A 21260-nucleotide genomic window follows, 5' to 3' on the forward strand; every position below is an offset into this window, starting at 1 on the left:
AACGAAGGAGGATTCCCGTATGCGCCACGGATTCATTGACGGCGCGCCGTTTGCGCTCGTTGCCACTGCTCTCATCGTCGCCTGCAGCACCAACCCGCCACGTGAGGCGTTCGTCCCCGAGGCCGAAAATGAGGCCGGCGTCGTGGATTCGGATGCGGGCAGTGGAAGCGGCGGGAGCCTCGGGGATCCCACCCCATGCACGGAGCTCGCGTGCAAGGTGGCGGATTGCGACGACGGCCCGACGACGACGCTCAAGGGCAAGGTCTACGATCCATCGGGAGCGAACCCTCTCTCCAACGTCCAGGTCTACATCCCGTCCGACCTGAAGCCCGGGGAGGCGCTTCCGGCTCTGTCCGACTCCACGGTGAACGGGGTCGTGTGCGAGACCTGCGCGAGCGTCATCGTGCACCCTCTGGCGAGTGCGGTCACGAACGAGAAGGGCGAGTTTACGCTCGAGAACGTTCCGATCGACACGGACGTGCCCGTCGTCATCCAGGTCGGCAAGTGGCGCCGCAGGTTCGAGATCGAGGTCAAGAACGCGTGCGCGGAGAACGAGATCCCCGACGGCACGCTCAAGCTGCCGAGGAACGGGGCCGAAGGCGACATGCCCCAGATCGCGGTCACGACGGGCGGCTGCGACGCTCTCGAGTGCATGCTTCGCGGGGTGGGGATCGACGAGAAGGAGTTCGTCGACGGCCACGGCGGCTCAGGTCACGTGCATGTCTTCAAGGGCGACGCGGGCAGGATGGGGGCACCGGCGGAGCCGTTCTGGAGCGACGCGGAGCAGCTCAAGAAGTACGACATGGTGCTCCTCTCCTGCGAGTGCGACGAGCACCTCGAGAACAAGAGAGATCGCCAGCCGGTGTACGACTACCTGAACGCCGGCGGTCGCGTGTTCGCGACGCACTTTCATTACACCTGGTTCAAGTATTCACCCGCGTACGAGTTCCGCGAGATCGCGGTCTGGGGCGACCCCAAAACCCCGAGCGGCGACTACGACATCAACATGTCCTTTCCTCGTGGGGACATGCTCGCCCGCTGGCTCGTCGAAGTGGGCGGGTCGTCCACCCTCGGCAAGGTCCCATTGACCCAGGTGACCAACTCGATCACGCGGGTGAGGAGTCCTGCAACCACGTGGATCTCGAACCCCGACGCGCCGAAGTTCTTCAGCTTCAACACGCCCATGTATGCGAAGGAAGACCAGCAATGCGGGCGCGCGGTCTTCAGCGATGTCCACATCACGGGCGCGGCAGGTCCGGCGAATATCTGGTCTTGCCCGATGGGGCCGGGCGGGCTCACCGGTCAGCAGAAGGCGCTCGAGTTCCTCTTCTTCGATTTGTCCTCGTGCGTGCAGCCGATCGAGCAGCCACCGGAGCCACCGAAGTGAGCTCTCACGTCATCTCAGCTCGACGACGAGACCGAGGCTCGCCGTCGGGACGATGATCGGGATGCGGTACGCGCGGAGGCCTTTGAACGCATAGCTGTCGCGGATGATGGCGGCGTCGAGCGCCGCGTCGAGCTCGAGGCCGACACGCCCAGCGAAGGCGAGCCTGCCGCGCACGACGGCTCGCGGCGAAAGCCACGGGCGAAGGAACGCGTGGTCGCTCGGGGCCGGGTGAACGAGTGAGCTCGAGAGGGCTCCCGCCGCCACTCCCGCGCACGGAAGGACTGACATTGGCCCGCTCTGAACCCGCAGTGGACACACCTCGGCCGTGCCGAGGAACCAGCGGAAATGTGCCGACCTTTCGTCCCGCGTCACGGTCGTTTCGAGCATCGTGAACCCGAGCCGGAACGCGCGCGTGTCCAACCCCGCTTCGCGCGCGCCCTCGACGAAGATCCCTGCACCGAGCGGAAGCTCGTCGATCGCGGCGAGGGTGCCACGAGCCCCGGCCAAGATCCGCCATTGGTCGGCCGCCGACGGTTCGGGGGCCCACGTCGTCGTCGTCGTCGGCGGTGGCGTCGGCGCCGGGGTGGGCTTCGCGTGTTCGGCAGGGCGTGCCTCGGTCAGCGGAGCGGGGGAGGCGGCGAGCGTGTCCGGATCGAACGTCAGCGCGACGACGAGGCTGAGGGCGTCGGCGACGTCCTCGCAGCTCGCTCCCTCCACCTGCCTCACGGACTCGCCGGGCTCAGCGCTCGAGTGAATCCGTATCGTGCCCCTCGTCCGGGCGCCGCTGCTCTCGATTTCGAGCGCAACGGAGAGCGCTTCCTCTCCCTCGCCAGCGACGACCCGAAGCGTTCGAGCGTTCACGCGACGCCAGAAATCAGCCTCGTCCGTACAAGCGGCGTGCACGTTCAGGGAGAGTCTCGTCGGCGCGCTCTCTGCACCGTGCGCAGGCCACGAGAGCAGAATTCCGGCCAGGAGCGGTCCGGTTGCAATCGCCTTCATGGCGCATCCGGGCGGCCGTCGGACCATGCGTCGCCCAAGAAGCGTCGCACGTCGACGGCGCCACGTCGATGACGATGCGAGCGCGTCCTTGCGGGGCCCGCGGCAACGGTTCGGCTCGCCATGTCCTCGCCCCGAGGGAACCGGAGCTTCCGCGCTTTTGTGGTCTCGCGTTCGATTGGCTACTTCCCGATATCGCACTTTCCGGAGACGGACGAGGACGTGTTGTTGTCCTGGCGGCACTCATGCCATGCGTGCGTCGGATTCGCGTCGTCGACGACGGCGTAGACTGGCGTTGTTCCGTTCGTGACCGCGCCCGGGGCGTCGGGCAGGGGAAGGACAACGTTCTCGGCCTCGGCCGGATAGAGCGCCTTCGTCGTCGAACTCGCTCCGAGCAGCGTGCCGTTCGGCGCCGTGCCCGTGTAGAACGCCACCGCGACGCCGGCCGGCAGCGGCGCGTTACCGACGTTGCGCACGGTTGCTACCATCCCGTACGCGCCGCTGCATTGCGGGGCTACGCGGACGACGACGTCAGGCGCGGCAAAGGCGCTGCCGGACTGGCGGTTGAACCGGTAGTCGTTGAGCCCCGGCTGCGCCCAGTTCGACGGCTCGACGGCGGGGACCTTGCCGTCCTCGCTGACGTTGGTGACGTGGTACGTGTGCTCGTTCCAGATCCGGCGTGTGCGCGTCCAGCTTCCCGAGGCGCTGCCGAAGACGCGGATGCCGGACTGTTTTGAGCCGTCGTCCGGGCACGTCATCCCATACGCGTTCGAGGCGACGATGATGTCGGCTTGACCGTCATTGTCGACGTCGGCGACCACCGGATACTCCCAGAACGTGCCACTGGTGTTGCACGTGGTCGGGATGAGGTTCTGCCCGGTGACGCCGTCGAACATCGAGAAGTGGTGCTCGTCGGAGTAGAGCGCCTCCGCCTTGCCATCGCCGTTGAAGTCGAAGGCCGAACTGCCGGTCACGCCCGAAGAGCAATCGTGCGTGGGCTTGGACCAGAGGACGAGCGCATTGTCCGCCACGTTCGGATCCATCATCTTCGCGCCGCTGAACACGACGTAGCCGACCGCACCGGCGGCGCCCACGTCGGGGGTGCCGTCGCCGTCGAAGTCGGCCACCGTAGGCGCGCCGCCGCCGTACTCGCTAGCGCCGCCGCAGGTGGTCTTCGTGCTGACGCCGTTGTTGATGTCGATGCCTTTGCGGATCACCCGCGCGCCACTTGCGCTCATCGGATCGTACTTCACGAGCTGCATGGTGTGCGGCCCGGCACTGGAGACGATCACGACCTCCGGCTTGCCGTCTTTGTCGAAATCGCCAATGGCGTGATAGCCCTTCACCACCGTGTTCGTTCCGGTGCTCAGATCCCAGATCACCGTTCCGTCGGCGCGATAAGCACGTTGGCCGTCCGTGATGTCGAGCTTCCCGTCGCCGTCGAGATCGGCCACGCCCGTGAGCTTGACGCCCCACGAGTTGACCGTGTTGCTCGGGTCGACGACCTTTTTCACGGCGCCGGTCTTGCCGTCGAGGATCGTCCAGCCCACGAGAACCTCGGGGTTTCCATCCTGATCGAAGTCGGCGATGACGGGCGACTCGGTCCCGCAGTGCACCTGGGTGGTGTCCGTCTGCGTCCAGAAGTTGGTGCCGTCCGCTCGGAAAGCGACGACGCCGGTGTTCTGCGCGATCGCATCGCAACAGCTCGTGCCGCTCGGGCCGGGATCCATGCAGCCGACGATCTCGGGGACGCCGTCGCCGTCGAGATCGGCCGCGGCGAGGCCGCCGCTGGGCTGCACCGCGTTCGGGCGCGACCACTTCTCGACGAGCTCGCCGCCGACGATGGAGATCGCGCGCAGTGTTCCCCGCTTGAAGTAGGCGCCGCTGGCGAAGCTGCTGAAGACGATTTCGGGAATGTCGTTCCGGTTGACCCTGCCGTCGCAATTGTCGTCATCGAGGTTGATGACGATAGGCGCCATCACCACGTCGTTCGGGTAACCGTTGGCGACGCCTCCCCACGAGTACTTCTGCACCGGCTTCCAGTCGTCAGTCGCCGGCTTGTATTCGCACTTGGACAAGCACGCGGCCGACGTGCCCGGATCCGCGTTGGGCGCGCAGTTGGGCGGCAGGCTCAGGCACTTGCCCTTCTGCTGCGCGGCGCCGGCCATGCAGGCGCCTCCGCCCGCACCCGTGTCCGCCGGCGTACCGAGCGAGTAATCGCAGAAGAATCCTTCGGCGCAGTCGGTGGTGTCGACACACTCGCTGCCGGGCTTCTCGCATTTCTGAAAGTTGCATACGTCGCCCGCGCCGCAGCACGCATCGCCGCATGCAATGCCGGTCGCGCAGCACGCCCCGTTCACGCACACGCCGCCATCCCCGCACGAAGTACCGTCGGTGCAGTTCGGTCCGCCGTCGAACACGTCGGCGCCCCCGCCGTCGTTGCCGCCGGTGCTCGTCGACGCGTCATCCGTCGCGCTGTCTGCGCCGGCGGGGGTGGTGCTGGCGGGGGTGCTGTCGCCACAGGAGGCCGCCGCGACGGCGAGCAAAGGGAGAGAGACGAGGCCCAAGACAAAAGCGCGCTTCACCAGCGCGATGCTAGTGCGGCGCGCCACGCCAGAAAAGGTGCCATAGAACGTGCCGGAGTAAGGTGAGCCGCCATGACCCTGGCGGACGCGACCTCAAAACGAGCTGTCCCCCATATCCATATATCGATGGAGTCTTGGGGCCGTTTGAGCGTATTCTGGTCAGTTTGCGCCTGAGCGTCCGAGTTGAAAAGGCAAGGGGAGCCGCCAACGCGTCCGAGCTCAATGGACGCTCGCGAAGCTCGCGAAGAAGTCCCACGTGTCGCTCGCCCAATTCTCCGGCAGGGTGTGCCCGAGCCCGGGGTAAGCGCACTCCACGAACGGGCTCGCGCAGCCTTGGTAGCTGACGCAGGGGCTCGGCGAGGTCGCCGTCGACGTGGCCGAGCAGGCGTTGAAGGATCGATAGAGTGCGCTCGTCGTCGTGAACTGCTCCTGCGAGTACGCGCCGTCGCCTTTGGCATCGTGCGTGAAGCGGATGCCGGCCACGCCCACGTCGGGGCAGGGCATGTTGGCGTACGTCTTGAAGTCGGCGGCGTTCGAGAACTCGTCGGCGCAGGACGCCGCGGCGATCGCGCGGAGACGGCTTCCACGGCAGCAGCGTAGGCCAGTGACGTAATCGCAGCCCCACGAAAAGCCCGCGGCGAACACGCGCGCCGTGTCGATGCAATACTGTTGCTCGAGCTCCTCGAGCATGTGGTCGAAGAAGACCATGTCGTAACCACCGCACGAGTCGTCCCAGCCGACGCCGTAGTTCTCGAATTCGACTCCTTGCGGGAAAACGAAGATAGAGGCGCTCGATGTTTTTGCCGCGTCCTGCAGCCCGAAAGACTCCGCCGCCTGCTCGTTGCCCCCCGCGCCGTGATAGACGAACGTGACGGCGAGCGGGGTCTTGGCATCGTACGTCGACGGCACCTGCACGGCGTAGTCGCGCGTTGCGCCTTTGCCGTCCGTCGTCGTCAGGTGGAAGCTGCCGGTCTTTCCGGGCGTCCCGCAGCCCGTGCTCCGTGAGTCGGCCGGCGGCTTTCCGCCCTCGTCGACGGGCCCCGCGTCACCGGCCGGCCGCTGCGCGACGTCGCCGGCCGACGCGTCACCGGAGTCACCAGAGATGGTGTGATCGTCGCCACCCGCGGTCGGGCTCGCCGACGGCTCCGAGCTGTCGCCATCGCGCCCGCATTGAAGGCATGCCATCAGCATCACGCCGACCAGCACCAACGCTTTCCAATTCGGTGAATGCATTCAACCCTCGTGAGATAATGGTTGCGACGGCGCGAGCGCGCACCTGTCGCAATCGACCTTGTCGCCAGCAAGACGTCTTCGCAAGGCGCACTCGAATGCGACTCATGCTTTACACAGCCGTCGTCTCTGTCTTGCGACCGCAACGGACGACGAACGACGCGAGCGGAACGAGTCGTTCCTTGACGCGACACGATGGGCCGCGAATACGATTGAAGGTCGGTCTCGTGGACGAAATGGAGCGAGTGATGAGCCAGCGTCGAATCTTGTGGCAACGAGCGGTCGGCCTGGTGCTCGTCCTCGGCGCGAGCGTGACAGGTATTTACGGTTGCGAAGGGGACATCGGTGCCTCGGACGGGAACGGCAACCCCGCCGGCGGACCGGGCGCGAACGGCGGAGACGGCGGCGTCCCTGTGGGACGGCCGACGGAGACGTGCCCGGCGACCGCGACGTGCGGAGGAGAGAGCTGCTGCGTGAGCCTCCTCGTCCCGGGCGGGACCTTCCCTCAAGGCCGAGGCACCGAGGAGTGCGGGAGCCCCGGGTGCGTGAGCGGTGAATGGTGGAACGTCGGGTGCCCCAAGGGCTACGGCTGCGCCGGCAACGAGATCCCCGAGCACCCGATGACCGTGGCGCCGTTCGCGCTCGACAAATACGAAGTCTCCGTCAGCCGATTTCGCGAATTCGTCAGCTCGTATTCGGGAAATACCAAGACCGTTCCGGCTACGGGGAGCGGCGCCAATGCAGCCGTCCCGAACAGCGGTTGGGACAGCCGATGGAACGTCCGATTGCCCGACGATCAAGCGCTGCTCAGGCGCCGCTTGAAGTGCAGCGAGGACACGCAGACGTGGACCGACGCGCCCGGGGCAAACGAGAACCTGCCCATCAACTGCGTGAGTTGGTACGAGGCCTTCGCGTTCTGCGTTTGGGACGGCGGACGGCTGCCCACGGAGTCGGAGTGGGAATACGCGGCGGCGGGAGGAGACAAGAACCTCCTCTACCCGTGGGGAAGCGCGACGCCGGACTGCACGCGCGCCAACTTCGGCGGTCCGGACAAGGCCTGCGGCCCGAAGGGCAAGATCGGCATCGCGCCGGTGGGCTCGTACGGGGCGGGCAACGGCCGCTACGGTCACGCCGATCTCGCGGGCAACCTCTACGAGTGGGTGCTCGACGGGTCGAAGGATTACTCGGACTCGCCGTGGAACCCGCTGCCGGCGAGCGCGCCGCACGACAACTACGCACAGCTCAGCGACGTCAGCTTTCGCATCATCCGCGGTGGCTATTACGCGATGGACGTGACGGCGAACGACGACCTGCGTGCGGCCGGTCGCGAAAACGGCCTACGCGCGGAGCATCACACCGCGTACACGGGCATTCGCTGCGCGCGAAGCGCTTCGAAAACGCCGAGCGGTCCGGGCTGGCTCAGCGACGCGAAGCTGCCGCCGCGCGATCCCGGCCCGCCGAATACCGAGTTCCACGTCCAGAACGGACAGAGCTGCTCCGCGAATCTCTCGTGCAAAGGCACGAGCTGCTGCACGAGCCCGACGCTCCCGGCGGGGACCTTTCCGATGGGACGCGGAACCGAAGACTGCGGGGCCGTCGGTTGCCAGTCGAAGCTGCCCGGATGCCCCAACGGCGCGAACTATTGCGCCGAGGACGAGCTGCCGGAACATGCGATGACCGTCTCCGCCTATGCCCTCGACAAATTCCCGGTCACGGTGGGCCGATTCCGCACCTTCGTGAACGCCTACGGGACGAACACGACCACCGTGCCGCCCGCTGGAGCCGGCGCGAACCCTGCTGTCGCGGGCAGTGGTTGGGACTCGGCGTGGAACACAAAGCTCCCGAAGGATCAGGAGGAGTTCCGGGACAACCTTCACCTCAATTGCGGCTCGACGATCAATTGGTATCACTATACCGAAGCCGCCTATCAGACGTGGACCGACGATCCCGCGGACGGCGACGCCGATCGGCCGATCGACTGCCTGAACTGGTACGAGGCCTTCGCGTTCTGCATTTGGGACGGCGGACGGCTTCCGACGGAAGCGGAGTGGGAATACGCCGCCACGGGCGGTGACGAGAACCGCGTTTACCTCTGGGGCAACGCCGCGCCCGACTGCACGCTCACCAACTTCCTCAACGGCCCCGGCGTCACGTACGGCAACATGTGCAGCGGCGGAAAGGAGGTCGGCGGTGGACCCCCGATGCCGGTCGGAAATGTCTCGCCGAAGGGCGACGGCCGCTGGGGGCACTCCGACATGGACGGGAGCGTCTGGGAGTGGGTGCTCGATTGGTACGGTCCGTATTCGAAGTCCCAGACTTCGAACTACGCGAACCTGAAGAAGGCGGATTACCGCGTCCTCCGCGGCGGGCACTTCTTTGCGGACTACGCGACCGGACAGCGCGCCGCCGGACGCTACGCCCGCGACGCATACCCGGAGTCCCATTTCATGGGCTACGGCGTCCGCTGCGCCCGCAGCGCGCCGTAACGCGCGCTGCGGAGCATTGCATCGTCAACGAGGCTTCGACGACGGCGAACCTATCGTGTGCTCTGGCGTTTTGTCCTCGGCCGGCAGGTTCACGATGAACGCTGGAACGCTGCCTCGTTTCGTTCCGCTGATCGCGTCGAGCACGGTCAGCACGAGGATGTAGGGAGTGTCGGGCTCGACGTGAAGGATGACTTGATCGAAGCGCTTGTCGTTTGGCTCATGGAACAGCCCCCTGTCGTTCCATTCTCGCTCGACGGGCCTGGCGAGACGGGTGACGACTGCATCCGTCGGAACCACCTCGCCTATCTGCTTCGTTCCCTCGAGCCACCTCAGCATGACCGCCCCGCGTGACGAGAGGCTGACGTGCAGCTCACGGTCGGACGTCGTCTTCTTCTCGGTTGCGACCTCGACATCCAGATGGCCGGGGCGCGCGACCCCCTCTCGCACGACACGCGTGACGAAGGAGGCGTGCGGATACCCAGCCTTCGCCGCAGTGTCGAGGAGGCCCCTCACCACCGTCCACTGCGTCTCGGGACCGAATGCATACGCGACCCGACCCGAGGAGGACTTCTTCAGCTGCAGTGCGCGCCCGAGCCCATCGCTCTTCTTCGGACCGGCTTCCCCGACCTTCGAGCCATCGAGCGTGACCTCGCGGCCGTCGTTCAACCCAATCTCGGGAGCCCCGTCCACGATGCCCTCGATTCCGTTCACGACATTCGGTCGTGCGGGATCTTGCACGAATGCTGTGGATTCGGGTGGACGAGAGGGCGCCGCACCGCCGCCACCACCACACGCCGCCGTCGAAGCCGCCACGACGATGAAGAGAGCACTGAGCTCGCGCATCCCTAGGAATTATCAGAAGCCGATCGCGTGGAACCTGGAAGAGCGAGAGACGGCGTTCGACTTCCCGGCCTGGTCCGTCAGCTTGCCAGCTGCTTCCGCCATCTCACGCTCGCGTGCGGTCATCCGGTCGACCATGGTGACCCGTCGCGTGTGCACCAGGCAAAGGCCGCCCGCAGCGTCGGCCCGGACGACGATCTTGCTTCGAACGACCGGTTGGCCCATCGCGCCGCGTAGTACGATGTCGACGAGCTCGCGCGGCAGCTGCTCACGCCTCGCGTGACCAACGGAAGAGGCGGGCTCCGAGCTCGCCGCGGCTTTTCACGCCGAGCTTCTCGAAGATGCGCCGCAGCTGGTTGGCGATCGTGCGCACCGAGGTTCCTCGAGCAAGCGCGATGGCGGCGTTGTCGAGGCCTCTCGAGACGGCGCTCGCGACTTCGCGCTCGGCCTCCGTGAGCCGGGCGAGCGCTTCGGGGTTCATCTTCGTGTTCGCGACGAGCACGTCGAGATGCGCCGTTCCAACGCGAACGGAGAGGGAGGCGCGATCCCCTGCGACGAACGGCGTGAGCTCTCCGCGGCTCTTCACGCCGAGCTTTCTACGCGCTTGTTCGAGCGCCTTGGCGGCGGCGTCCGTGGAGAGTCCTAGCGCGTACGCGGCTTCCTTCGTACTCGCCCCGAGCGCGACCAGCTCCACGACGGCGCGTTCGGTCGCCCCGAGCGCGCGCGGATCAGGGATGCGCGGATCGTTCTTGTAGACGGCAAGATAGCGCCGCCCGTCGCTCTCCCATCGATCGACGACCGAATAGCGCCCCGCCAAGAGCGCGCTCCAGATCGAGAGAGCGCGTTCGGGATCCTGTTTCAACGCGGTCCGCGCGTGCTCGGCGTCCTTGACGGCGCGGGAGAGACGAACGCGGAGCGAGCGATCGCGGGCGAGCTCGCCAGAGGCTTCGTGGAGCCTTCCGTCGGGGTCGACGACGGCACATGCGGACTCGTTCGCAGCCACGCGGTGTCGCAACCGCAACGCGGAGGCGGCATGCATCGCGACGCGTCCCCAAAGGGCGCGCGTTCTCGGATGGGTCACGATGGCTGTGGTCGAAGGGGCGACGATCTTCACGGCGCCGCCTTCGCCGTCCTGCGCAAAGAGGAGGAACGCGTCGACCACGCGCGCGCCTGTCATGCCGTCGCGGTAAAGCTGCGCGCCGGATAGCTTGCGCGGCCACGCCTCGTCGAGCGCGCCGCACACGACGGCACGCGGCGCGAAGGCATCGAGAATCGGGCACGGCATCGTGCCGTGGAGTGCGAGCGCGTGGCGACGGCAAGCTGGGTCGAGGTCGACCGACACGAACGGCGGGCGTGGGAAAAGATGGCCGCGTTCGATGCGTCCGGTGGCGGCGTAGAGGCCGAAACCTCGATCGAGATCCAGGCGCGCGACGCGAAGCAGGCGCTCGAGCCACGCAGCGTCGTCGCCTTCGAGCGAATAGGCGGCTTCGACGGTGGCAAGCGCGGTTCGCGTGAGGATCGAGGAAGGCGAGGGCAAGCCTTCGTGGTTTAGCAGGCTGCATCGTCTTTGCCGTCAGAAGGCAAAGCACTCCTCGAAGTGACCATGGCGATCGTGCCGACCGTGGGGGAATGTGTGGAGATGAAGGACGACAGGGGGATCGCGCGGCGACGGTTTTGGGGCGCGCTCGTCGCGGTCAGTGCGCTGGCCGCTTGTTCGAGCGCCGAGTCCACGGACGACGCGTCATCGTCGGCGAACGACCTCGTCGGAGGCAGACCGGATGCGCGCTGGCCTGCGGCGGGCTACCTGGTTCACGGCGCGACGTTCGACGCGGCGAAGCGAGCGCCCGTTTCGTGTGGAGCGACGCTGGTGGCCCCGAACGTCGTCGTGACGGCGGCCCACTGCGTGCTGAACGCCTCCGACGACGTCTGGGCGTTCGGTACGGGCGATGCCGGCTGCGAGTCCTGCGGGCGCTCCTCCATGCCGGTCGCCGTCGTCTCGCGGCAGATCCATCCGCAGTTCCATCCCGCGCCCGAAGGTCGACTGGACGTGAAATACTATCTCCGCAATTTCGATGTGGCCACGCTCGTTCTCGCCGCGCCGATTCGCGGGATTACCCCCGCCGCGCTGCCGACCGAAAAGGCCGCCGCAGGGTGCGACTACCACGCGATTGGGTATCACACGCCGCAAGACGGGCGCACGTCGCGCGCGCAACGGGTGAGCGCCAATGCGTGCGTCGAATTCAACGTCAATCTCGGCGGCGATCCGATCTTCGAGGTGCACCCGACGGGCAACAGCGCTCTCTGCCACGGTGATGGGGACGAGGGCAGTCCCGCCATCGCAGGCGATCCGGACATGCCATTGCTCCATGGCATCTACGTCGGCAGCGTCACCCAAGGCCTTACGGATTGTCAGCGCGGCACCCAGTTCTTGAACGGTTATGAAGCCATGTTCGGCTTTCGCGATTTCGTCGAAGCGGGCATTGTCGAGGGCCAGAAGGCTCTCTGACCGCCGAGGGGAAGTGTCGCGATCAATCTCACGTCGCCGCGGCATGCCCGCCAAGGCGCTCGAGATGTGTCCTCGCGATCTCGAGGAATGCTCGCGCAGCGGGTGAGACGCGACCGCCGCTAGCATGCACCGCATAGACGGGCCGCGCTGGCGGCGCGTACGCCTCGAGCACCTCGACGAGTTGATTGGCGGCGAGGCCTCCGAGGACCGCCCCTTCCGGAAGGCAGGCAATGCCGAGCCCTCGCGCCGCGGCGTCGATCGCGAGTGGGATGCTGTTGACGACGAGCCGTCCGCGTACCGGCACCTCCGTGGCACGACCGCGAGAACGGAACGTCCAGCGCCCTCCTGGCGCGAACGGCGTGAAGAGGATGCACTCGTGGCGGCCGAGATCCCGCGGGGTAAGCGGCGTCCCACGTTGGCGCAGGTATTCGCGGCTCGCAAAGCAACGCCTCCGTCCGCGCCCTAGCTCGTGTGCCACGACGGAGGTGTCTTTCAGGGGTCCCGTTCGAAACGCGAGGTCGAACTTCTCCTGCACGAGATCCACATGTCGATCGGTGAGGACGAGCTCCAATCGCATCTGCGGATGACGCGCGAGACATTCCGCGACGGCCTCGCCGAGCAACGTCTCGGCGAGGGTCGGCGGCGCAGTCACACGCAATAGCCCGGCCGTTTCCTCGGACCTCGTCGTGAGCGCGCGCCCGGCCTCCATGATCGTCCCGAGCGCTGGACCACACGCGCGGAGGTAGGTCTTCCCCGCGCTCGTGAGCTCCACGTGACGGGTCGTTCGGTGGAAGAGGCGCGTGCCGAGCGCGCTCTCGAGCTCCGCGACCCGTCGGCTCACCGTCGAACGCGGCACGCCCAGCGCATCCCCTGCTGCTCGAAAGCTCCGAAGCTCGGCGACCCGTACGAAGAGCTCGACGGCACCGATATCGATTGTCCCAGCCATGGGACACATTATCCCACGGTCCTCGCCCGCGTCGCCACGCATCGGAATGACTATCACTGTCGCAAGGGAAGGAGGCGTGGGTCATGGGTCAGAAGCTCGTCGTCGTCGTCACGGGAGCCACGGGTAAACAAGGTGGCGCTGTAGTGAAGGGCTTGCTCGAGCGCGGTCACGAGGTTCGCGCGGTCACGCGCAATACCGACTCCGCGAAGGCGAGGGAGCTCGCAAACGCGGGCGTCAAGCTCGTTCGCGCGTCACTCGAAGACACAGCCGCCCTCACGAGCGCGCTCGAAGGTGCGACCTCCCTCTTCGCGATGACGACGCCATTCGAAGGAGGGACGCAAGCCGAGACGAAACAAGGCATCTCCGCCGCCGACGCGGCCAAGGCCGCGGGCGTACATCTCGTCTTCACCTCGGCCGGCTCCGCCAATCGGCACACGGGCATTCCGCACTTCGACAGCAAGTACGAAGTCGAAAAGCACATCGCCGAGATCGGCGTACGCGCCACGATTCTGGCGCCCGTTTACTTCATGGAGAACCTCTATTTCGGCAAAGAGCAGCTCGCGAAGGGCATCTACGCCTCGCCGCTGCCCGAGGGGAGAAGGCTCGCACAAGTCGCCGTCGCGGACATCGGGGCCGTTGGCGTTCGCCTCCTCGAAGACCCAGGCCGCTTCGCAGGCAAGCGCTTCGACCTCGGGGGCGATGAGCTCACCGGCAAGGACGTCGTCGCCATTCTCTCGCGTGTCACCGGTCGCCCATTCACCTATTTCCAGGTGCCGATGGAGGTCATCCGCCAACACATGGGTGAGGAGGGCGTCAAGATGTACGAATGGTTCGACCGTGTCGGCTACACGTTCGATGGCCCAGCGCTCCGCCGTGAGTTCCCGGACGTCTCCTTCCACGACTTCGAGTCGTGGGCGAAGGCACAGGACTGGAACATGCTCCTCCAAGCCGCATAGGGCTTCCTTCAACCTCCGAAGGAGAACCAGCTATGAACATCGGAATAAGCGGCGCAAGCGGTCACCTCGGCTCGGCCACCGTCCGCGAGCTCAAGGCCCGCCTGGGCCCCAAATCGAACATCGTCGCGATCTCGCGTACCCCCGACAAAGTCGCGGCGCTCGAGGTCGAAACACGCGCAGGCGACTTCGACAAACCGGAGACGCTCACGGAGGCCTTCCGCGGGCTCGACAAGCTCGTGGTCATTCCGACGACCGACATGACGGCCGCCAAGCGGTCGAAGCAGGCCTGCGCCGCCATCGACAGGGCCGTCGCGGCCGGCGTTCGGCACATCACATACGTGTCGGGCGTCGGCACCCGCTTCGCCGAGCTTCCGCACCTCTGGGAGTCGTACTTCGTTCCCGAGCAAGCGCTCATGCGCTCGGCCAAGGAGTGGTCGATCTTGCGTATGGCGTTCTTCGACGAGTCTTTCCTCGACCGAGCGAAGATGTCTCTCGCGCAGGGCGTGTACGCTTCGAGCTCTTCGACGCCGGTGAACTTCGTTGCGCGTGAAGACGTGGCCGCCGCCGCCGCCGGTCTCATCGCGACAGAAGGACACCACGGCGCGATCTACAACGCGACGGGCCCCGAGACGCTCGACGGACCGGCGCGAGCGGCGATGGTGGCCAAGGTCACCGGTAAGCCGTTCGCGTTCGTGCAGGTGCCGCTCGAGCAGCTTCTCGGCGGCTATAAGGCCGCGGGGCTCCCACCCGTGGTCATCGACGCTATCGCGAGCATCGAGGACATGTGGGCCAAGGGAGCTTTCGACATCACGACGGGCGACGTTGCGCGTCTCGCGGGACGGCAGCCCCGACGGCTCATCGACGTCGCGACGAAGTACTTGGCATGAATGCCGCTTGCTCGAGAACTCATCGAGAACGGAGGGAAAAGAACATGACTCAATCAATGACTCATTCCGCGACGAGCAATGCGTCGAACGTCAGCGCGAGGCCGGGAAAGGGCCTCAACATCGCACTATGGTGCGTGCAGGTGTTGCTTGCGCTAGCTTTCCTCGGCGCCTCTTCCGCCAAGCTGATGGGAAAGCCCGAGATGGTCGCGGTCTTCAACGCGGTCGGCATCGGACAGTGGTTTCGATACGTGACGGGCATCCTCGAGCTCGCCGGGGCCGTGCTGATCGTGGTGCCGAAGACGCGCAGCGTCGGCGCCGCGTTGCTCGCGATGATCATGGTCGGCGCCATCTTCGCCCACCTGTTCGTCTTGCACAGCCCTCCCACTGCACCGGTCGTGCTGCTTCTGCTTGCGGGCTTCGTCGTCTGGGGACGACGGGAGGAGCTCGCGCACCTGCTCGGACGTTGAGCCGCGGGGCCGCTTTCGACGAACCAATCCCCTCCGCCGTTGCATTCAAGCGCATGCTCCGATCGCTGCCTACGATCGGAGCTGCGCATGAACCAAGAGAGCGAGCACAACGAAGCCGCGCGGTCGGCGGTGGCGGCGGCGGCGGTGAAGGTCGACCTCGGCGGCATTCCGGAGACGATGCTCTGGACACTGCACAATCGGGCGCGTGAATCGAAACGCCCGGACGCACGGCTGAAGGATCCGGAGGCCGTGCGGATCTACGACTCGATTGCGTACGACTACGAGAGGAGCTTCGGCAGGCCGGACAGCTCGCATCCGATGCGCTCGGTCGTCTTCGACGAAGCCCTCCGCTCCTGGCTCTCCGCGCATCCCGGAGGGACCGTGGTGGAGCTCGCGTGCGGGCTGGAGACTCAGTTTCAGCGCTGCGACGATGGCAGGGTGCACTGGCTCTGCGTCGACGTTCCCGTGGCTCTCGACGTTCGTGAGCGATTCCTCCCCGCGACCTCCCGGTGCCGACACGTTCGGAAGAGCGCGCTCGATCTCTCGTGGATGGACCAGGTCGACGCTACGCGAGGCGTGTTCGTCACGGCGCAAGGCCTCTTCATGTACTTCGATGAGAAGGACGTTCGGCGGCTCGTCGTCGCGATGTTCGAGCGCTTCCCCGGCGTCGAGCTCATGTTCGACACAATCCCGCCGTGGTTCTCGAAGAAGACGCTCGAAGGCTTCGCGAAGACCGAGCACTACACCACGCCGCCCATGCCGTGGGGCGTGAGTGCTGACGCGATCGAGCCACTTCTGCGCGGCTGGAGCGGTCGGATCGCGACGGTAAAGACGACGCCGTACGGCGCGTTTCGCGGTCCTCTTTCGGTCTACCTGCGCCTCTTCTCTCGAATCCCAGTCTTGCGAAGCGTGCCGCCCACCATCGTTCACGTTCGGACGCGAGCGGCCGTGCCGTGATCAGCTCTGCACGAGCTGCGCGAGACGCCGCGGCCTTTCCCTTGCAGCAGTAGCTGTTGGGTCACCAGGGGAGGGGGCGTGGCCATGAAGCGTGTCGTAATCCGACTCATCAGGATGCTCGCGCTCGTCGTTGTCACCTGGTCGGGCGTCGCGTACCCGGACGGACCGCGGATCTGCTTGTACAACCCACTGACAGAGCCGAACCTCGTACCGGACAATCCCGCGTACGAAGTCGTCGGGAACATCGCTGCCGGCGATTCGACGCAAAAGGGCCGCTTCGTTCCCGGGAGCGCCTCGACGTGCGAAGCGCCGAAGGGGGTACCTGGCACACGGAACACGTCCGTCGACGTCAACTACGACGCGTACGCGTTCGAGAACCGGTACAACGTCGCGTCGTGCGTCTCGGTCACCGTCTACCGGGATGGAGCTGCCGGCTCGACGCTGCAGGTCGCGGCGTACCTCGACTCTTTCGATGCGACGGACATCAGGTCGAACTACCTCGCCGATGCCGGGGCGGACGACGCAGCCGTCTACAACTTTTCCTTTCACGTACCCGCGCGCACGAACTTCGTAGTCGCGTTGAGTGGCGCTGCCACGCAAACGACGTCGGTTGGATATCGACTTGCTGCAACGAACTGTGGCGGACTCCTGTCGACGGGGGTTGCGCCCCGGACCGCGCCTACGACGGGCGGTTCGACCATAACGGTCGAGGGAATGGGCTTCACGGGCGCAGGTCCGCTCGACGTCGTTTTCGAGCCGGCATCCGCGAACGTCGCTGACGTTGCCTACCGGGCCACCAACGTCGTCGTCGTCGACGACCGAACGCTCACCGCGACCCTACCGAGCGCGCCCGCGGGCCTCTACAACCTGGTCGTCACGAGCGAGATGCCGCCGTTTTTCTCCTCGCCGCTGACCTTGGAATTCGAATTTACGTGCCCGGCGTTGCCTGCAACAAGGGCTGACACGAGCCTGCAATGCAAGGCCAGCGGCCCCTCGAATGGGGGCGGCTCGTCGGCGGCACCTCTCGCGTGCACGAATGCTTTCGAGCCCGAGGATCCCGAAGCCTTCGCCGTCGGCACGACCCGCGATCCCATCGTCGGGGAGTTGCTGACCGGCGCGCCGAACCAGAAAGGGCTCTTCGCGTCGCACGTGAACCCGCCGAACACGCCGCCGGACCAGGCGTACACGTTTCCCACGTGTGAGGCGCCGCGGCCGCCGAGTGCCGTGGTCGATTCGACATCGGACTTTCCGTACGACGCGTACGTTTTCAGGAATCGGTCAACGACGGCATCGTGCATCTCCACGCGCGTGGTGACGACGCCCTTTCCTGGCGGTGGCAACGGGTCGTCGCTCTACGCTGCCGCGTATCTCGGCAGCTTCGATCCGAACGACATTCAAGCGAACTACCTCGCCGATACCAATGGCGGCGTCGTGGACGTGATGCATTTCAAGGTGCCGGCGCAGACCGATTTCGTCGTCGTGCTGAGCGCGCAGCCGTCCAAGTCTCCTCTCGAGGAGCCGACACTCCCGCCGATGGACCGCCGCTACCTTCTGTATGTCGGGGGCTGCGGGAGATGACCGCCGGGAGCTAAGCGGCGACCCCTTGCACCAGGTCACGCAGGAACGACGCGACCACCTCTGCCAGGTGCTCGGGTTGTTCGAACGGAAGGCCGTGCCCGGCGTTTTGGATCTCCTCGATTCGCACGCGTGGGTTGAGGGCGCGCAGTTCCGTTGCCATGTCCATGGTGACGACGGGACTGTCGCCGATGACGAGCAGGCTCGGAACGTCGATCGCGCTCATCACCTCGCGATACACGGGGTTGGGCGGCGTGAGCACGTCGAAGGCGCTCATGCGGGTTTTCAGTCTGGCCTCGGCCTGGAGTTCGACGATCTCGGGCGAGCGATGCGGGTTTCGCGCTCGGGCCTGCGCAACGAGCTCGGACTTCGTCAGGCCGAGGACCTTGCGGTGTTGCTCGGCGACGTCGCTTTCGTGCACCTCGCGTTGGCGTTCGGGGCTCAAGAACGTCGGGTCGACCAGGACGAGGCCGCGGAGGAGTCCCTCACCTCGACTCGCCACCACCGCGGCGGTCATGCCGCCCATCGAGTGGCCAAGGAGGATCGGACGAGAGAGGCCCAGCCCGCGGATGAGGCCCACGACGTCGCTTGCGTGATCGTCGTACCGGTACCCGTGGTCCGGCGCGCTCGAATCGCCGTGCCCTCGCAGATCGGGCATGATCACGTCGAACTCACCCTCGAGCGCGCGCGCCAGGGGAGTCCAGCAGGCGCCGCTGCCCATCAAGCCATGGAGCAAGACGACAGGAGGTTTGTCACCTCCCGTTCGAAGGTAGTGGAGGCGGACGCCGTTCGTTTCGCAGACTGCACGGTTCCAGATCGTCATCGAATTTCCGGGCAGACCATACGCGGGATGAGCCCAGTTCGCATGTCATGTTTCTTCCAGTGAACCGAACGGCATGCGGAGGTCTTCCTGCATCGCTGGTAGGCTTGCGCTCACGATGCTCGACTTCGCGCTCGTCTTCGCCATCGCAGGCACGGTCGTTGCGTTCAAGTACTTGTCCTCGAAAGCGGCCGATCCTCAAAGCGACGAAGCCTGGAGGAGGGCAGCGCGACGCGTCGGCGGCGAGGTGGAGTTGAAGCCTCGCCGCCTTCTGGAGATACCGAAGCGACGGATCCGCTCGACCATCGAAGACGTCCCGATCGAGCTCTTCAACGAAGAAGAGAGTCGGGGAAAGTCGTCGGCCGTCGTCACCCGCATCGTCACGGGCTCACTGCGCGGCAGCGAGCTCGCGCGCATCCGCTGCGAGCCGCGAGACATCGTCTCGCAGGTCTCGCGTAAGCTCGGGATCGGCGAGCTGCCGACGGGCGACAAGGACTTCGACGCCGAAGTTCACGTGAGCGGCTCGCCGCGGGCCTTGGCGCTCGAGTTCCTCGACCCCAGCACGCGAAGACTCGTCGCTCGTGGGGGCCAGTTCGATCTGGAGCGCGAGCGATTCGCCCTTCAGCGCGAGGGAGAGCAGGACGACAGCGAGGCGCTCGTGGCCATGATTCGTTTCGCCGAGCAGCTCGTCCTCCGCTGGCATGCGCTCTTGCGAGGTCCGGTACGACTTGCAGAGCGCCTCGGATTGTCGGTCGACGGACCTCCCCAGCTGGCGTGCGGTGTTGACCGCGTCGCGCAGGGTACGCTCCGCTCGAGGACGGTCACCCTGTCCATACGCGTGGAGGAGGAGGTCGCGCTCACCCTGCTCTCCATCGACGAGCCGAACGTCGACGAATGGACGATGGAGCGGGGCGAGAGCAGCGCCTTCGTGATCACCGGGACTCCGCCGGATGGCATCCGAGCGCTCGCGGAGACGATGCCTCGCTGCTTGCTCGGGCTGCACGGCACGACGAAGACGATGGATCTCGCCTTCGAAGGCCTCACCCCGGATCACGAGGAGGTCATTGCAGCACTCGACGCCGTCCTCGTCGCTTCGACGTCCCCCGCGCCCTATCGCTGAGCGCGTGCTCGAGACGTGGAGGTCGGGGCTCCCAGTCTCCGTGCCTGGAGTAGAATCGGCACCGATGCCGAGCACGATCGCCGCGTACAACAACGCCCAGGCGGCCAACGAGAAGAAAACGTGTGCTGCCCTTGCGCGGCACATCGACAAGGGACTTCCGAAGGCGGAAAAGAAGATCTGGCACGGACACCCCGTGTGGTTCGACGACGGAAACCCGATCGTCGGCTATGCGGTTCGTAAGGCGGGCGTGCAGCTTCTGTTCTGGAGCGGGCGTTCGTTCGACGAGCCCGATCTTCTCCCCGAGGGAACGTTCAAGGCGGCCCACGTGCACTACACGAGCGTGGACGAGATCAAGGTGACGAAGCTTGCGCGGTGGTTGCGCAAGGCGAAGAAGATTCAGTGGGACTACAAGAACGTCGTCAAGCGACGCGGCGTCCTCGAGAAGCTCGGCGAGTGGTAAAGCGTTACGCGGCCGGGATTCGCAGCTCGAGGAGGTGCCGTTGCTTCGAATGTCGACGCACTGATAGCGTGTGGGAACGTTTACATGCATGCCATCCGGTCTTCGTGCTTGATTCCGGGGTTGCTTGCCGTGCTGGTGGCGCTGAGCGCCTGTAGCACTGACAGTGACACCCCGCAGGGGAGCGCAGACTCCGGGCCTGTCATTGGGCCGACCGTCGGCGCGATCAGGAAGCATGCCTGCAACCCTGACCCCACCTTCCGTTGCAGCGATGCCACCCAGTGGGCCTCGCAAGAAACGGTCTACTTCGGCAACGAGAACTTTCCCATCGATGCCGATGGCTGCATGCGAAAGGCGTGTCGAACGGGCGAAGACTGCGCCGCGGGCGAGCTTTGCTACCAGCCCCCTTGTTACCCGCCCAGCGTCGAGTGCATGGAGCGCACCAGGGACGATGGCCAGGTCGCCTGCACGTGTGGCGGCGATCCGGCGTGCGGCGGCAGTTACTGCAAGAAGGGCTCGTAGCCGAGGCGCAAAGACCCGACGGTGAAGCCCTCGGTCGATCGCATCATGCGCTGCGACGCGGGGCGATGGACGGCTCCTCCATCAGATGCACGCCCGATTCGCCGACGCCGAAGGCGATGCCGTTCGCCTGCGGGCCGTCGAGCCATTCGGCAACACGTTCGCCGTAGGTGCGCGCGTTCATGATCGTGCCGTAGCGCTCGGTGACGTGCGCTTCGACCGAGATCCCGCGGCGGCGGGCATATTCGCTGGCGACCGCGAGTCCGAGGCGCGTATCGGCCATGAGCTGCATGGGGAGGAGAGCTTGAAAGCGAATCGACAATCCGCGCTCCTTGGCGATCGCGTTCGCATCCCGCGCCATCAGCCAGATCATTCGCTTCGCGCCCGCATACGAGCCCGAGAGCGGCGCTCCGACGATCGCTGCCCCGCTCGACATCGCGATGACGCGGCTCCCAGGCGCCATCGGCACCGCCAACGCGGCTTGCAACCCGTGAAGCGTCGCCTTCACGTCGGTGCTCCAGACGCG

At 66.1% G+C, this 21260-nt stretch carries 20 protein-coding genes; 11 read left to right on the forward strand and 9 right to left on the reverse strand.

The features are described 5' to 3' along the window. Window positions 1–19 precede the first annotated feature (19 nt). Entirely contained in the window at window positions 20–1387 is a 1368-nt protein-coding gene (locus AKJ09_RS31360; protein WP_146651538.1) for a peptidase associated/transthyretin-like domain-containing protein, read from the forward strand. 9 nt (window positions 1388–1396) lie between these two features. Here the strand turns inward: AKJ09_RS31360 and AKJ09_RS31365 are convergent, their stop codons facing one another. The 3 genes from AKJ09_RS31365 to AKJ09_RS31375 all read right to left on the reverse strand — a co-directional run bounded on the left by AKJ09_RS31365 (window position 1397) and on the right by AKJ09_RS31375 (window position 6201). Beyond that, window positions 1397–2386, reverse strand: a complete 990-nt coding sequence (locus AKJ09_RS31365) for a hypothetical protein (RefSeq protein ID WP_146651539.1) — start codon at window positions 2384–2386, stop codon at window positions 1397–1399. Window positions 2387–2565: 179 nt separating this feature from the next. Continuing rightward, window positions 2566–4968: an FG-GAP repeat domain-containing protein gene (locus AKJ09_RS31370; RefSeq protein ID WP_146651540.1), complete on the reverse strand. Its 2403-nt coding sequence runs from the start codon at window positions 4966–4968 to the stop codon at window positions 2566–2568. A gap of 219 nt (window positions 4969–5187) precedes the next feature. Next, the gene (locus AKJ09_RS31375) at window positions 5188–6201 is read right to left on the reverse strand and encodes a CE1 family esterase (RefSeq protein WP_169928017.1); all 1014 of its coding nucleotides are present in this window, start codon (window positions 6199–6201) and stop codon (window positions 5188–5190) included. Between the two features lie 245 nt (window positions 6202–6446). On the opposite strand from AKJ09_RS31375, the gene AKJ09_RS31380 reads away from it, so the two are divergent. Then, entirely contained in the window at window positions 6447–8684 is a 2238-nt protein-coding gene (locus tag AKJ09_RS31380; RefSeq protein ID WP_169928018.1) for a formylglycine-generating enzyme family protein, read from the forward strand. A 24-nt stretch (window positions 8685–8708) separates the two neighbouring features. Here the strand turns inward: AKJ09_RS31380 and AKJ09_RS31385 are convergent, their stop codons facing one another. Genes AKJ09_RS31385 through AKJ09_RS31395 form a run of 3 tightly spaced genes read right to left on the reverse strand, consistent with a single transcriptional unit; the run spans window position 8709 to window position 11061 of the window. Beyond that, the gene (locus tag AKJ09_RS31385) at window positions 8709–9527 is read right to left on the reverse strand and encodes a hypothetical protein (protein WP_146651543.1); all 819 of its coding nucleotides are present in this window, start codon (window positions 9525–9527) and stop codon (window positions 8709–8711) included. Window positions 9528–9539: 12 nt separating this feature from the next. Beyond that, window positions 9540–9749: a hypothetical protein gene (locus AKJ09_RS31390; protein ID WP_146651544.1), complete on the reverse strand. Its 210-nt coding sequence runs from the start codon at window positions 9747–9749 to the stop codon at window positions 9540–9542. Window positions 9750–9792: 43 nt separating this feature from the next. Beyond that, a complete protein-coding gene (locus AKJ09_RS31395) occupies window positions 9793–11061 on the reverse strand; it encodes a helix-turn-helix transcriptional regulator (RefSeq protein ID WP_146651545.1) in 1269 nt (422 codons plus the stop codon). A 66-nt stretch (window positions 11062–11127) separates the two neighbouring features. On the opposite strand from AKJ09_RS31395, the gene AKJ09_RS31400 reads away from it, so the two are divergent. Next, window positions 11128–12030: a trypsin-like serine protease gene (locus tag AKJ09_RS31400; protein WP_146651546.1), complete on the forward strand. Its 903-nt coding sequence runs from the start codon at window positions 11128–11130 to the stop codon at window positions 12028–12030. A 28-nt stretch (window positions 12031–12058) separates the two neighbouring features. Here AKJ09_RS31400 and AKJ09_RS31405 read toward each other — a convergent pair whose 3' ends face one another. After that, window positions 12059–12976 carry a LysR family transcriptional regulator gene (locus AKJ09_RS31405; protein WP_169928019.1) on the reverse strand — a complete coding sequence of 306 codons (918 nt, stop codon included), beginning with the start codon at window positions 12974–12976 and terminating at the stop codon, window positions 12059–12061. A gap of 83 nt (window positions 12977–13059) precedes the next feature. On the opposite strand from AKJ09_RS31405, the gene AKJ09_RS31410 reads away from it, so the two are divergent. From AKJ09_RS31410 to AKJ09_RS31430, 5 genes are all read left to right on the forward strand, one after another. Continuing rightward, window positions 13060–13932: an NmrA/HSCARG family protein gene (locus tag AKJ09_RS31410; RefSeq protein WP_146651548.1), complete on the forward strand. Its 873-nt coding sequence runs from the start codon at window positions 13060–13062 to the stop codon at window positions 13930–13932. 32 nt (window positions 13933–13964) lie between these two features. Then, window positions 13965–14819, forward strand: coding sequence for an NAD(P)H-binding protein (locus AKJ09_RS31415; protein ID WP_146651549.1), 855 nt, complete (start codon window positions 13965–13967; stop codon window positions 14817–14819). 44 nt (window positions 14820–14863) lie between these two features. Continuing rightward, entirely contained in the window at window positions 14864–15286 is a 423-nt protein-coding gene (locus AKJ09_RS31420; protein WP_205633853.1) for a DoxX family protein, read from the forward strand. Window positions 15287–15373: 87 nt separating this feature from the next. Next, window positions 15374–16243: a class I SAM-dependent methyltransferase gene (locus AKJ09_RS31425; RefSeq protein WP_205633854.1), complete on the forward strand. Its 870-nt coding sequence runs from the start codon at window positions 15374–15376 to the stop codon at window positions 16241–16243. Between the two features lie 84 nt (window positions 16244–16327). Continuing rightward, window positions 16328–17821: an IPT/TIG domain-containing protein gene (locus AKJ09_RS31430; protein WP_146651550.1), complete on the forward strand. Its 1494-nt coding sequence runs from the start codon at window positions 16328–16330 to the stop codon at window positions 17819–17821. Window positions 17822–17831: 10 nt separating this feature from the next. Here AKJ09_RS31430 and AKJ09_RS31435 read toward each other — a convergent pair whose 3' ends face one another. Further along, window positions 17832–18641 carry an alpha/beta fold hydrolase gene (locus AKJ09_RS31435; RefSeq protein WP_146651551.1) on the reverse strand — a complete coding sequence of 270 codons (810 nt, stop codon included), beginning with the start codon at window positions 18639–18641 and terminating at the stop codon, window positions 17832–17834. 73 nt (window positions 18642–18714) lie between these two features. Between AKJ09_RS31435 and AKJ09_RS31440 the strand changes: the two genes are divergently transcribed. From AKJ09_RS31440 to AKJ09_RS31450, 3 genes are all read left to right on the forward strand, one after another. After that, on the forward strand, window positions 18715–19758 hold the full coding sequence (locus AKJ09_RS31440; protein WP_205633855.1) for a hypothetical protein: 1044 nt from the start codon (window positions 18715–18717) through the stop codon (window positions 19756–19758). Between the two features lie 64 nt (window positions 19759–19822). Next, window positions 19823–20218 carry a DUF1801 domain-containing protein gene (locus AKJ09_RS31445; RefSeq protein ID WP_146651553.1) on the forward strand — a complete coding sequence of 132 codons (396 nt, stop codon included), beginning with the start codon at window positions 19823–19825 and terminating at the stop codon, window positions 20216–20218. 84 nt (window positions 20219–20302) lie between these two features. Continuing rightward, window positions 20303–20737 carry a hypothetical protein gene (locus AKJ09_RS31450; protein WP_146651554.1) on the forward strand — a complete coding sequence of 145 codons (435 nt, stop codon included), beginning with the start codon at window positions 20303–20305 and terminating at the stop codon, window positions 20735–20737. A gap of 43 nt (window positions 20738–20780) precedes the next feature. On the opposite strand, the gene AKJ09_RS31455 is transcribed toward AKJ09_RS31450, so the two are convergent. Continuing rightward, entirely contained in the window at window positions 20781–21242 is a 462-nt protein-coding gene (locus AKJ09_RS31455; protein WP_240488646.1) for a Rossmann-fold NAD(P)-binding domain-containing protein, read from the reverse strand. Window positions 21243–21260: the final 18 nt, after the last annotated feature.

Origin of the sequence: Labilithrix luteola, assembly GCF_001263205.1 — a bacterium.
Taxonomy (GTDB): Bacteria; Myxococcota_A; Polyangia; order Polyangiales; family Polyangiaceae; genus Labilithrix; species Labilithrix luteola.